Source organism: Alphaproteobacteria bacterium (assembly GCA_030680745.1).
In the GTDB taxonomy this organism is placed as follows: domain Bacteria; phylum Pseudomonadota; class Alphaproteobacteria; order JAUXUR01; family JAUXUR01; genus JAUXUR01.
In genome coordinates, this window is the sequence record JAUXUR010000076.1 from 1 (window position 1) to 13745 (window position 13745).

The 13745-nt window shown below is 34.7% G+C and carries 13 protein-coding genes; 8 read left to right on the plus strand and 5 right to left on the minus strand.

Features of this window, described 5'->3' with window-relative positions; genetic code table 11:
* Positions 1-287: 287 nt before the first annotated feature.
* Positions 288-587, plus strand: coding sequence for a hypothetical protein (locus Q8L85_08900; protein MDP1724803.1), 300 nt, complete (start codon positions 288-290; stop codon positions 585-587).
* A 628-nt stretch (positions 588-1215) separates the two neighbouring features.
* On the plus strand, positions 1216-1584 hold the full coding sequence (locus Q8L85_08905; protein ID MDP1724804.1) for a hypothetical protein: 369 nt from the start codon (positions 1216-1218) through the stop codon (positions 1582-1584).
* Between the two features lie 413 nt (positions 1585-1997).
* On the opposite strand, the gene Q8L85_08910 is transcribed toward Q8L85_08905, so the two are convergent.
* The 3 genes from Q8L85_08910 to crcB form a co-directional block, all read right to left on the minus strand.
* Positions 1998-4097, minus strand: a complete 2100-nt coding sequence (locus Q8L85_08910) for a hypothetical protein (GenBank protein MDP1724805.1) — start codon at positions 4095-4097, stop codon at positions 1998-2000.
* Positions 4098-4452: 355 nt separating this feature from the next.
* Entirely contained in the window at positions 4453-4983 is a 531-nt protein-coding gene (gene ppa / locus Q8L85_08915) for an inorganic diphosphatase (protein MDP1724806.1), read from the minus strand.
* Between the two features lie 45 nt (positions 4984-5028).
* Positions 5029-5430 (minus strand): fluoride efflux transporter CrcB, encoded by a 402-nt coding sequence (gene crcB, locus Q8L85_08920; protein ID MDP1724807.1) that lies wholly within the window; start codon positions 5428-5430, stop codon positions 5029-5031.
* Positions 5431-5518: 88 nt separating this feature from the next.
* Between crcB and Q8L85_08925 the strand changes: the two genes are divergently transcribed.
* Both Q8L85_08925 and Q8L85_08930 read left to right on the plus strand, forming a co-directional pair.
* Positions 5519-5815 (plus strand): hypothetical protein, encoded by a 297-nt coding sequence (locus tag Q8L85_08925; protein MDP1724808.1) that lies wholly within the window; start codon positions 5519-5521, stop codon positions 5813-5815.
* Entirely contained in the window at positions 5766-7091 is a 1326-nt protein-coding gene (locus Q8L85_08930) for a terminase family protein (GenBank protein MDP1724809.1), read from the plus strand. Before Q8L85_08925 ends, Q8L85_08930 begins: the two co-directional genes overlap by 50 nt.
* Positions 7092-7299: 208 nt before the next feature.
* Here Q8L85_08930 and Q8L85_08935 read toward each other — a convergent pair whose 3' ends face one another.
* On the minus strand, positions 7300-7929 hold the full coding sequence (locus tag Q8L85_08935; protein ID MDP1724810.1) for a hypothetical protein: 630 nt from the start codon (positions 7927-7929) through the stop codon (positions 7300-7302).
* Between the two features lie 402 nt (positions 7930-8331).
* Here Q8L85_08935 and Q8L85_08940 point away from each other — a divergent pair, with 402 nt between their 5' ends.
* Positions 8332-9183, plus strand: coding sequence for a DUF2608 domain-containing protein (locus Q8L85_08940; GenBank protein MDP1724811.1), 852 nt, complete (start codon positions 8332-8334; stop codon positions 9181-9183).
* A gap of 135 nt (positions 9184-9318) precedes the next feature.
* Here Q8L85_08940 and Q8L85_08945 read toward each other — a convergent pair whose 3' ends face one another.
* On the minus strand, positions 9319-10149 hold the full coding sequence (locus Q8L85_08945; GenBank protein MDP1724812.1) for a leucine-rich repeat domain-containing protein: 831 nt from the start codon (positions 10147-10149) through the stop codon (positions 9319-9321).
* A 194-nt stretch (positions 10150-10343) separates the two neighbouring features.
* Here Q8L85_08945 and Q8L85_08950 point away from each other — a divergent pair, with 194 nt between their 5' ends.
* The 3 genes from Q8L85_08950 to Q8L85_08960 all read left to right on the plus strand — a co-directional run bounded on the left by Q8L85_08950 (position 10344) and on the right by Q8L85_08960 (position 13457).
* Positions 10344-11567 carry a phage portal protein gene (locus Q8L85_08950; GenBank protein ID MDP1724813.1) on the plus strand — a complete coding sequence of 408 codons (1224 nt, stop codon included), beginning with the start codon at positions 10344-10346 and terminating at the stop codon, positions 11565-11567.
* Between the two features lie 165 nt (positions 11568-11732).
* Positions 11733-12257 carry an HK97 family phage prohead protease gene (locus Q8L85_08955; protein MDP1724814.1) on the plus strand — a complete coding sequence of 175 codons (525 nt, stop codon included), beginning with the start codon at positions 11733-11735 and terminating at the stop codon, positions 12255-12257.
* A 15-nt stretch (positions 12258-12272) separates the two neighbouring features.
* Positions 12273-13457, plus strand: coding sequence for a phage major capsid protein (locus tag Q8L85_08960; GenBank protein MDP1724815.1), 1185 nt, complete (start codon positions 12273-12275; stop codon positions 13455-13457).
* Positions 13458-13745: the final 288 nt, after the last annotated feature.

The window sequence follows — 13745 nt, forward strand, 5'->3', positions numbered from 1 at the left end:
GTTATTGATACTCATGTGTGATTTCACTAATTGATGATAACGACGTACAAGTCGAGATTCTAAGTCCATTTATATTACCTAAGAAATTAAAGATCACATATTAAACATTAATTCCTCTTATTTGTGTAGATACCTATGGGTCAAGCCGTGGGGAGTAGGAGGGGGTGGGTAGTTACAGATTGTTTAACATGGTAGGTTTGAAAATGCGATAAAATTGTATTTTAAAATTAATATGCAAACAAAAATAGATTATAATTAAAGTGTAGGAATATTGATCGGTGAAAAAAATGATAAAACTATTGTTTGTATTTTTGTTTAGTTTGATGTCTGTTAATCTTTTTGCAGATAGGCCTGTGTCGTATTTTCGGAATTTACCTTCTTTAGATATACCGAAATGTGAAAATGTTATTTTAAAAGACAAGACTTGTGTGCAAAATAAAAAAAAACCATCTGTTTTAAAAGATCAATCTTCGATAATAGTGCCAAAATGTGAAAATGCGTTGATGAATGATCGTTCTTGCATTGATAAATCTGGTAAAAAAATATATAGACCCGATGAACGGCGTTATTTTTCACCTGTTTTGTAGTGTATAGTCTATCAATCTACGGGACAAAAAATAACTTTGGCTAAAATTTTCTAACTATCCAGCCGTTTCCCTGAACAAGCGAGAAGCGAAGCTTCGAGCACGGATTCAGGGTCCAATTAACAATCATGATCGTAGATCATGACGTTATTTAAATAATTTTGCCATGCTCTTCGAGCATGCATTTTGATTTGGATCCTGGATTTACGTATGAAGCTTTGCTTCAACGAGTCCAGGAAAACAATGGTGTGCGGGGAAGTTTTAAGCATGAAAATAAAAATTGTCCCGTAGATTGATAGTCTATAGACATTTGAAAGATACATCGTAACGTCTCATGTATATAGGGATACACTTCGCTCGTTGTTCCTTGCCTACTTCACAAGTCTATCAACTATAGCTTTAATAATCACATAATTGTTTGGTGTTTTGGTATTCGTGTTGGATTATTTTTTCCACAATGTTAGATCTTGTTTGCTTGTTGAATAATTATCACTATGTGATATAACTAACATTTTGTTTATTCAGAATTTTGGTTATCTGGGTAACTATTTACAGTGTTATAACTTTTATGCGAATATGTAAGTGGTATTATTAATAACTATAAAATAAGAAAACCGAGAGGAACAAACAAATGAAGTATTTCGTATCAATTACTGTGTCTTTACTTATTTCTACCTCTGCAGCCTTCGCAGGAAAAGTTCAAGTTTACCATGATGGTAAAATGGAAACTTATGAATGGAAAGATGGTAAGCTAAGCGAAGCAACAACAGTTGATGCTGCTAAAGTTATAGTTCATTTTAGCAATGACATAAATAATGCAGGTGACATAAAAACAATTATGGATGAGATCAAAAAGCGAAAAAATGCTAAAGATGAAGATGTTGTTTCTCTTATAAGTTTTATTGGCGCTGCAAAGGGTGGCATAGAAGGTATGAAAGAATCGAAACATCCTCTTGCTACAGGCGCTGTTGGCGCTGTTAAGGGTGCTTTTGGTCTTTAATACCTATAGTCAATTAGTCCCTCATTTTAAATTTACAAAAAATGAGGGATCTTTTTATTAAAGTTTGTTTGGGTTAAAAAAAGTATTTTTTTAGAAATAGTATGGATAAAAACTATAGAAGTTTTATAAAAACTGAGTCATTATTTAGATATGATCCAATTTTAGTATATATACCCAAATAATCTGAAACTACCGTTTTTAGTCGATGATCTTTGGCTGATTTTTGAACCAAAATTCCTAAGGTAAAACAATTACATGTCGTTATTTTTGGCATCAAAAATCACCTCAAATTTCAGACTCAAAAATCGGCATTTCCAAATCATTTGGGTATAGCTAAGTTAAGAAAAACCCTTTCTGCGTGTTAAGTTAGAAAGGGTTTTATAAATTAAACGTATTTTTAGTGACGTATATATTTAATGTATTCTAATAAAAGGATATTGTTGTCTAGCAGCTGCAATCGTATTTTGATCAATATCATTCTTATATAAAACATCTAAACTTCGAAGCTTAGGTAATTTTAAGATATTTTCAATGATAATGTTTCTTGTTTTATTGCTATGGATTTCTAAAGTTTTAAGGTTAGACATAGTAGAAATGTAATTGACACCTTCTTCTTTTATATTGCAATTAAAAATTTCTAATTCTTTAAGTTTAGTTAATGTTGATATGTATTCTATGTCATTATTTCCTAACAATGCATTGTATGAAATACTTAAACTCTTTAAGTTTGTTAATTTTTTTAAGAGTTTAGCACCTTCTATATCAATGTTATTTGATGCAATGTTTAGTATAATAAGTTTATTTAGGGTGGAGATATATTTCATACCTTTTGACTCAATATTATTACCGCCTATGTATAAATTTATGAGTTTTGTTAATTTTTGAAGATGTTTTGTGCCTTCTTTTTCAATTTTATTATAACCAATATTTAACAACTTTAGATTGTTCAAATATGAAATATGTTCTGCTCCAATTGCGCCAAGTTTATTGCTGCATATATTTAATGTGTTAAGTTTTCTTAATGTTGATATATATGTTGCACCTTTTTCTTTTATATTATTACTTTTAATATCTAATGTTTCAAGATTAGATAATTTGTTTGTTATTTTTATTTCTTTTGTTTCGGTTTCGTAAGAGAAACAACCTGTAATGATTGCTGCGCCCTTATTTCCAATATTATTGCCGGCTATTTTGAGTGACTTAAGACTGGTTAATTGATTGATAAAGATGGGCAATAAAAATCCATCTTTTTGTTGATTTAAAGGAAGAATGAAGTTGATACTTAAATCTGTAAGCTGAGTCATTTCACCGATATGTTTTGCACCCTTTAGTCCAATCCTAGTGTTGTCTATATTTAATGATTTAAGATTAATTAGTTCTTTGAAAAATACTGCATCTTCAGGGCCAATTTCATTGTGAGAAACGTTTAACGTATGCAGGTTTTTTAAGTTTGCAATTGCAGCTACGCCTAAATCGTCTATATCATTAAGACTAATATTTAATGACCTAAGGTCGGTTAATTTTTTGAGATGTGCAGCACCTTCTGTGCCAATCATGTTGCGAGAAATGTCTAGTGCTTCAAGCTTGGTTAACGCAGAAACATATTCAGCGCCTAATGTGCCTATTCTGTTGCGTGATATGTCTAAATTTGTCAAGTTTTGTAATTTTTTGATATGATTTGTACCTTCTGCACCAAGGACATTACCTGAAATTTTGAGTGTTTTAAGGGTGCTTAATTTTGAAATATGCTCTGCACCAATTGCGCCTATATTATTATTATTGACGTTTAATTCCACGAGCTTGGTTAATGTAGAAAAATGTTCAGCACCAATGTCAGCAAGCATATTACCTGCAATATGTAATATCTTAAGATTGGATAATTTTGAGAGGTGTTTTGCGCCAGTTGCGCCAAGTTTATTATCGCTGATATTTAATGATTTAAGATTTGTGAGTGTTGATATGATTTCAACATTTTCTTCATTGAGATTAGAATTAGATAGATTTAAATGATCAAGGTTTGTTAGTTTTGAGATCTCGAAAAGATCGTCATTCGTGACAGATATATCTTCGAGATCGAGTGATTTTAAAAAGGATGCGCTATAATCAATAAGTTGTTTCAGGACATTTGAGTCATAATCAATGTCATATTTTATGTTAGGAATTTTGTATTCTTTTAATAAACTGATTTTTGATGCATCTTTTATGATAAATGTTTTATGTTGAAAGGCTTGTTCGTATGGATTGGAACGATCCGGATTTTGCTGGTTCCAAGCTTCCATAAGCCGAAGGTGATCATCTTGGGGTAATTCTAAAATGATGGATAATTGATGTTTATAAGATAGCTGTTCTAACGTATTAAAGGCGTTATTGAAATCATCTTTTATTGTTTCAATAATATTGTTTTTTATAGGCGAAAAAGACAATTCTTCTAGGCTTTGCATATTGGCGGATAGAAAGCTGTTTGATATGCCAAGCAATAAAATAAATGCAAACGTGTTTTTCAGCTTTAACATAATATTATCCTGTTTTTTTTAATTAAATTAATTGATAAGCTTTTAACATGTTTTAAGTAATGATTCAATAAAAAATATTTTTATTAATTTGTTGGATAAGATCTATAGAAGTTTTATAAAAAAGGGGTCATGATTTAGATATGATGCAGCTTTTAAAAAATAGAGTCATGCTCTTTCGAGCATGTATTTTGGTCTGGACCCTGGATCTCCGCATGAAGCTTCGCTTCAGCGTGTCCAGGGAAACAATGGTGGCTGGCAATTTGGTTATTATTTTTAAATCAACCTATATAGATGATTAGAAACTCGCAGTGACGGGTGTTTTCAACTAATTTGCTAATTATCGAATTCAGATTATTTAACCCTTACGTGCAGCTTCCATGCCTTGAATTATAAGTGCTGCAGCTTCTTCGGGGCCCACCCATTTCATAATCTTGACCCATTTACCTTTTTCAAGATCTTTGTAATGTTGAAAAAAATGGGCAATTTGTTCACATAAAATTTCCGGAAGGTCTTTGTAAGATTGTATTTTGGAATAAAAGGGATGTAAGACATCAACAGGTACCGCAAGAATTTTTTCGTCCATGCCAGACTCATCTTCCATAATTAAAGCGCCAATCGGACGTGAGCGAATAATAGCGCCTGAAATAACAGGTGTTTGCCCAATGACCATAACATCACAAGGATCGCCATCGGAAGATAATGTATGTGGAATGAATCCATAATTGCTTGGATAAACCATTGATGTGTGTAAAAAACGGTCAACGAATAAAGCGCCAGATTCTTTGTCTAATTCATATTTGACGGGGTAGCCGCCTTGAGGAATTTCAATAATGACATTGAAATCATAGGGTGGGTTTTTGCCCACGGGAATTTTGTTAATATCCATTATGTTACCTTATCTTATATATTGTTTTAAATGTTGTAATATTATTTACTGTTTTATTGGGTTTAATTGATTAATGCTTGTGGCCAATATATAGCCTAACCACACAAATATGAGGCATAATGAAACTGATAAAATAATATTAGCGCCTGCTCGCAAAAAATCTCCTTCAAGAACTAGATTAAGTGTTTGTATACTAAAGGATGAAAATGTTGTGAATCCACCACAAACACCGATTGTTATAAATAATCTTATTTCTTGATTAATGATAAATCGTCCATCTGGTCCTGTGATTGCAACAAAAAGACCTATTATAAAAGATCCTATAATATTAACAATCAGTGTTCCCCATGGAAATGTTTCGCCAACATTTGCAGCTACAAATTCTGAACACCAGTAGCGTGCCATGCCACCGAGCGCGCTGCCTAAAGCGATCCATATGTAAATCACGCTTTCTCCTAAATAGGTCATTCACTCCTTGTTCCATTATACATGAATTTACTCAAATTTCAAATATTAACTACAAAAAGGTAAATATATGCAATTAAAACATAGGACTAACCATGAAGATTTATTACATGCAGCAAAAGAATGTGCCATTAATTTGTTGTTGGAGGTTGCGCAAGATAAGCCGCAATGTTCAGCGCCTCAGGCAGGTAGCGATGAACAAATGACTATCTTTCCAACGCTCGAACAACGGTTGCGGGCCTCTTTAGCGCTTGTGTGTATTACGGCGTCGTCTCTTAATGTAAACTCAACAACAAACGATGAGCAAATGAATGACTATGATCCAGAATCATTGCGTCGCCTCTTGGTGGAGCGACTTTCGCGCTAAATCCACACAGAAATTCTCACTTAAAAAGATCAAAGATATCTTTTATGCTTTGAGTCCTAAGGATATTGCTCATCTTTTTTATGATTGGTCTTTTTGGGCGCGTCCTGAACAATTGCCACCTGCAACAGATTGGCGCACTTGGCTTATCTTGGCGGGCCGAGGATTTGGTAAAACACGCACTGGATCTGAATGGGTGAGGGGGCTTGCAGAAAAAGGCATGGCTCAACGTATTGCATTGATTGGTGCGACAGCTTCTGATGTACGGGACGTGATGATTGAAGGTGAGTCTGGTATTTTGAAACTATCGCCCCCTTGGATGCGTCCTGAATGGCAATCATCAAAACGGAGGCTTGTTTGGCCCAATGGTGCGCAGGCTTTTGCTTATAGCGCTGATGAGCCCGATCGTTTAAGGGGGCCGCAACATGATGCCTTATGGGCTGATGAATTGGCTGCGTGGCGTTATCCTGAAACATGGGATATGGCGTTGTTTGGCTTGCGTTTGGGTCAAAATCCAAGAGCTGTGGTAACCACAACACCAAAACCGCTTAAGATTATTAAAAATTTAATGAATGATCCGACAACTTATTTAACCAAAGGTACGACTTTTGATAATAAGGCGAATTTACCTAAAGCGTTTATGGAGAAAATCATCAAAAAATATGATGGCACGTCTTTGGGCGCGCAGGAAATTTATGCTGAAATTTTAGAGGAAGTGCCAGGCGCTTTATGGTCGCGTGGTTTGATCGATTCTATTCAAATGCAAACGACACCGAAGGATATGGAGCGTATTATTATTGCTGTTGATCCTGCGGTCACATCGCATGAAAATTCTGATGAAACAGGTATTGTGGTGATTGGTAAAAAAGAGGGTAAAGCTTATGTTTTAGAAGATTTATCAGGCCGCATGCCTGCTGATCAATGGATTAAAATCATTATTAAAGCGTATAAACGTTATGAGGCGGATCATATCATTGCGGAGGTGAATCAGGGGGGCGATTTGATCAAAACGCTTTTACATCTTCATGCGCCGAATTTACCATTGAAAATGGTGCGGGCTACGCGTGGAAAAGTGACCCGCGCTGAACCTATTGCAAGTCTTTATGTGGACCAAAAAATTTTCCATGTGGGGCCTTTTCCAAAATTGGAAGATCAAATGTGTCGTTTCACAGGTGAAAAGAAATCTGGCTCGCCCGATCGGGTGGACGCTTTGGTGTGGGGGATGAGTGAGTTGTTTTTAAATGAAATCAATGCAGACTTTCAAATTTGGTCTTTATAATCGATGGACTTGGATTGATACGTCGTCTCGCCTCGCTCATGTATTAAGGATACATTTTGCTCGTTGCTCTTGTAATTAAGTGTTTTTTGTAGCGTAAATTGGTTGGATTGTAGCAAACCCTTTTGATTCAGATTCTAAAATCTAAATTTTAAGGGTTTGTCATCATTATTTATCAAATAATTAATATCAACCTTTCAGTAGATCTTAATTATATCTGAAATAAATTATGTGTACGTATGTACGCATTTAAATAGTTAATCCTTCTGGTTAAATATTCTACAATCAATTCTCTTTCATCAGCATTGTGGAGATTGTCTAAAGGGTGATCCTCAATATCTTGAGCAACATTTACAAGTTCGATGTAACTATTATTGTAATTAAAAAGCTGATTTCTGATATTTCTTGCTTCTTCAAGAGCTCTTACTGTGTTTGCGAGATCTTGTCTTCTAGCATTAATTTCTGCAAATATTTCATTGCAGCGCGCTGAAGGAATTCTGAGTTCAGGTTCCATACGGCCGTGAAGGTCAGGTTCATCTAGCAGATCATCCATATCAACATCACCGTGATCAATAGGATGGCGCAACTCATCAAATGCTGCTAAACGACGTCGTTCCATTCCTTCGTAATCGACAGGTGAATTTTTAAGATGTCGGTTATAAGTCTCCATTAACAAGTCAATTTGTGTAGTGTAATTTTGAATGCGTAGTTCATTGTCCATAATTTGAAAATTAACATGGTTTTGAATAGCAGCTTCATTTATTGCGAGCCTTTCAGGCGCTGCAGTTGAAGTTGACGCTAATCCAATAGCTAAAAGTAAAGATAGTGTAAATTTTTTCATTTGTATTTCCTTTTTTCTGTTTAATAATTAAATCTATTTAAATTTATACTTCAAATTTTGTATTTTTGCAATAAAAATTAAAAAAAATTTTTTGTCTAAATTGATGAATAAAATGTTGTGTAATCTTAGATACAAATATTATGACAGTGAAAATATTTAATAAAATTGGTATTATTAAAAAATATTATTGTAAAAATTATAAAATTTAAAGTAATTATATTTATATAAATTAATAAAAATAAAAAATTAGTAATAAATTTATTATAAGTTGCTGACATTTTAAATAGGTATTCTGGTGTAAATAGAAGTGATTTGCAATCTTTATGGTATTTATAAAAAAAATAGAAATTAATAAAAAAACGTGATATGAGTGTATCTATTGTTTTAATAAATAGGTGTGCTATGCTTAAATATATTAAATTTGTTGTTTTTATCTTGTTGTTTTTTATATCAAAAGAAAGTTTTTCTGTAAAAACAATAGAACAATTAAATTCTTATGAGCAATTGATAGGATTTATTCAGAAAAACAATATAGATCTTCAAAAAACACTTTTTGTTCTTGATATTGATAATACATTAGTTAGAGAATTTCCAGAATTTATGAATCAAGATTTTTCTAGAGGTTCTGAGCAACATGACCAGGTAGAAGAAATTGCAGCACAAATTGGTATTCATGAAGAACATTTTTTAGAAGCGCATGCTTTTTATCGAAAAAAAGGTATTATTTTTTATGATCTAATAGAACCTTGTTTGCCAGGTGTCATTCAAGATCTGCAACAACAAGGTGCATATGTAATGACCTGTACCAATTCGACTTTTCCAGAAGATAGATTAGATCAACGTGTTAAGATGCTTCGAGCGAGCGGTATAAATCTTTCTAATAATTTTATAGATAAGGATTTGAATTATATAAAATTGCCATTTTTTAAAAGTAAATTAAAAAAAGGACATGCCTATATAGGACATACATCCTCTCGAAAAACATCAAAAATTTATGAAATAAACAAGATGTTTTCTAGTCTTAATTGTATTCTTGCAGAAAGTCAAAAACCATTGTTAGAACATGTTGTTTTTATTGATAATACATTTACAAAAGTGACTGAAGTCTATAGTAATGTAACTGCTCCTAATGTATATGCACTTCATTATACTTATGTTAGAGATAATATTAATATTGAAGAAATTGAGATGGATTATAAAGTATGTCGAACAAACTTTCCAAATACATTCAGTTTTGATATAGATTTAGAATAAAATTAAAATATTTTTGGATAAGAAACGTTTACAAGTTTTATAAATATATAATAAAATATATTTATAATCGATAAAAGATAAAAGCCTTGAATTGAAATCCAAGGCTCAGAATGTTATCAAATATCAAACGATAAGTTAATCATTAAATTGCACATTATAACCGAAGTGTGCGCGTAATTCTTCTTTGCCTAACTCCAAAGGATTATCACTTTTTTGAAGAAGATGCGGATTATCTCTAAGTAATAATGTTGTTAAATTAGGAATATTTTTTATAGAAGCAGGTAAAGTTCTAAGATCGTTTCCAGTAAGGTTTAGAAATCCTAATCCTATTAAATTTTCAATTGATTCAGGTAAAGATTTAAGTTTGTTTCCGGCGAGGTCTAGGGTTCTTAATTTGGTTAAATTTTCAATTGATTCAGGTAAAGATTTAAGCTCGTTTCCAGAGAGGTTGAGGTATACTAACTGAGTTAAATTTCCGATTGTTTCAGGCAAAGATATAAGCTTGTTATTTAAGAGAAGGAGCGTTCTTAGATTGGTTAGATTTCCTATTGAATTAGGTAAAGATGTAAAATTACTATTCGGGAGACCTAAATGTGTTAAGTTTGTTAGGTTTCCTATTGAATCAGGTATAAATATTAGATGTCCGGGGGCAAAGCCAAGTTCTTGAATCCATGTAAAAGTTAGAGCATATGAAAATAGCATTTGCTCCCATTCGTGCAATGGTATAAAGCCGTCATAAGGTTCCTCATATAAAGGAAATTGGTTATGTTTTAGGATTTCTTTGATACTATCTTTGTTAAGAAATATTTTGTACTTAGAAAGTTCTTCTCTTGCATTTTCAACAATCATTGTTTTTTGTTCGATTGTAAGCTCAATGGATGGATCAACTATAGCAGCTGTGGCTTCTGAAGTAGGGTAGGCGCCCATCAAAGCGGCTAAAAGAAAAAGTGAATATCTGATTTTCATGATTATCTCCACTATTTTTTATATTTCTACTATTATTTTATTCAATAATAATTAATTAAATATTAAATTATTTTTGGATAAAAAATATTTACAGTTATTATAAAATTAAACTAAAATATATTTATAATCGACGAAGAATATAAAATTTATTTCGCTGACTATACACACAATCCAACCATAATCAAAGAAAAATCATGAAAAATATGTTTACTAGCTTTTGGCATCGATTATTCATGCCTAATGAAAATACCCATACCCAAAACACCCATACGAAAGCTTATTATAATGACGCGTTGGTGGCGCTCTCACCTTTGGGGGAGGCACGTTGGACACCACGTAATTATGCCGCTTTCGCTGATGAAGGGTTTCGTCAAAATGTCATTGTGCATCGTTGCGTGAATGAAATTGCACGCTCGATTGCTTTGGTCCCTTTAGGATTGCATCGAAAGAATATACAAAAAAAAGTGGAAGAAGCTTTTTTAGATCATCCATTGTTGAGTCTTTTAAAACGACCCAATCCGTTGCAAGGCGGTGCAGCTTTTATTGAAAGCCTTGTTTCGTCTTGGTTGATCTCTGGCAATGCGTATCTAGAAGTCATTACGGATGATGCAGGTATACCTAAAGAACTATATGTATTGCGACCGGATCGAATGAAAGTTATCCCAGGGAATCATAGTCTGCCTCAAGGTTATGTTTATACGATAGAAGATCAAGTCATTAAATATGCGGCTGATCCTATCAGTGGTCAATCCACTATTTTACATCTGAAATTGTATCATCCCTTAGATGATTGGTATGGGATGTCGCCGATTGAAGCAGCAGCTTTCTCGATCGATCAACATAATGCGGCAGGTGCGCATAATCAGGCATTGCTTCAAAATGGGGCAAGGCCTATGGGTGCGCTTATCTATCGACCAAAATCAGGTTCAGTAATGACCGAAGGACAACGGGAAAGTCTTAAAAATCAAGTTGAGTCCAATTATGTGGGTGCTAAAAATGCTGGCAAAGTACTGGTGCTTGAAGGCGATTTTGAGTGGCGCGAAATGGGTCTTAGACCACGAGACATGGATTTTATTGCGGCCAAAAATACGGCAGCACGTGATATTGCCCAAGCTTTTGGCATGCCACCGGTTTTAATCGGTATTCCAGGTGATGCAACCTATTCAAATTTGGTTGAAGCGCGTATCGCCTTATGGGAGCAAACGATAATTCCATTGTTGGATCATATGAATGATGCGTTAAATAATTGGCTCGTGCCGCGTTTTTCAAAAGATATCGAGCTTACCTATGATTTGGATCAAGTGCCTGCTTTAGCGCCGCGTCGTCAAATGGTATGGGATAAGATTCGACAGGCTGATTTTCTGACGACCAATGAAAAGCGTCAGGCTTTAGGATATCCTCCACTAAACAACGTATAAACTGTCCAACCTATGGTCAAATTCGTCGTTAGATCGCAGCGATCGGTGCTCATGTACCTTAAAGTACATGCAGCTATGGTTCTCGATCTGCCTAGACTTTGCCACATAATCTGAACAGTTTTAAGAGAAAGTGCAGCAGAAAATTGCTAATTATAAGGAGGAAGAATGAAGCTAACATTACCATTTGAAACAAAAAATATCTCTGAGGAGGGCCTTATCACAGGCTACGCAAGTATCTTCGGGGTGATCGATTATCAGAAAGATAAAGTCCAAAAAAATGCCTTTAAAGACAATTTGCTGAAATGGCAAAGGGAAAATAAATGGCCCAAAATGCTTTGGAACCATAATGCGTCCGAACCCATTGGTGTTTGGACGAAGATGGTCGAAGACCCAAACGGGCTTTATGTCGAAGGCAAATTGCTGAAAGACGTAAGGCGGGGGGCCGAGATTTATGCTCTGCTTAAAAACGGTGCCATTGATGGGCTTTCAATTGGCTATTCAGTCCAAGAAAGCCATTTTGATACACAGAAAAAATGTCGGCATTTAACAAAAATTGATCTGCATGAAGTGTCTTTTGTTACTTTTGCAGCCAATCCAGAAGCGCAGATTCTCTCGCTTAAAAACAATGAAATACAGCAGCTTAATGCATCTATTCAGGATGCGACACACTCACTTTTCAAATTTTTCTAATAATTAGGAGTTACCATGTCATATACAGAGTTACAACATTCTTTTAACGATTATAAATCAACTATTGAACGCTATTTTGATGCCAATAATGAACGTTTGAAACAAATTGAACGAAAATCAGCCTCCGATCCAATAACCGAGCAAAAAATCAATAAGCTTAATGATGCAATTGATAGCCTTGAAGGTAAAATGGGAGAGATTAAAACGGCGATGCAACGGCCAATGCGTATGGGATTTGATGCAAAAAATCAAACGCCTCATGAAGCGGCTTTTATGAATTATCTTAAAAAAGGCATTGATGCAGGTTTAGAAACAAAAGCATTGTCCGTTGGGTCTGAACCCGATGGTGGGTATTTGGTCCCACGCGAAACATTTGGTCGTATTATCAAAACATTATCGCATCAATCCGCCATGCGTAAATTAGCGAATTGTGTAACGATTTCGACAGACAGTTTGGATTTACTCGCTGACAAGGATGAATTTGGGGCAGGTTGGGTTGCCGAAACAGCGCAACGTGATGAAACCGATACGGCGAAACTCGCGAAAATTCGAATTCCCGTTCATGAACAATATGCAGAGCCACGTATAACGCAAAAATTGCTCGATGATGCCAATATTAATGTGGAAGAGTGGTTGATTCAAAAAATTGTCGAAAAAATGGGTAAAGTTGAAGAGCAAAGCTTTATTCGCGGAGACGGAAATGGTTGCCCACGTGGGATTTTGTCTTATGAGGATGGTGCAGATTGGGGTCAAATCAAACGCTTTAAAACAGGTGTCGATGGGGGATTTAATGATGATCATGCAGCTGATATTTTATATGAAGCCTTATACGGTTTAGAATCAGGCTATTTGCAAGGTGCAAGCTGGCTTTTATCGCGTTCGACATTGGCAAGAATTCGTAAAATGAAAGATAATGAAGGGCATTATTTATGGCAACCCTCTATGATTCAAGGAGAGCCATCAACATTATTGGGCCATCCCATTCATATGAGTGATGCAATGCCTAACATCGCAAATGACGCATTGCCAATAGCCTTTGGAAATTTTAAAGAGGCTTATACAATCGTTGATCGCTTCAATGTGCGTATTTTGCGTGATCCATTCACAGCAAAACCCTATGTGAAGTTTTATACGACAAAACGGGTAGGGGGTGATGTGACGAATTTTAAAGCAATCAAACTAATCCAAACATCCGCTTAACTTTAAACTGTCCAGCCTATGGTCAAATTTGTCGTCAAGGCTGCGCATTCCGGTGCTCATGTACTTTAAGTACATGCAGCTATGGTTCTCATGAGATTTTCTTTAGCTAAGACATTAAGGTCCACTGGACCTTAATCGTCAAGCTTCTGGAAAACTCATTTCCATAAACTTTGCCACATAATCTGGACAGTTTACTCTGAAAAGGAGTGAACGATGATGCGTCGTTTCGGTACTCAGATGCTCATGTACGAAGAATACACTCTGCTCTTCCGTGCCGAACCTTCTATT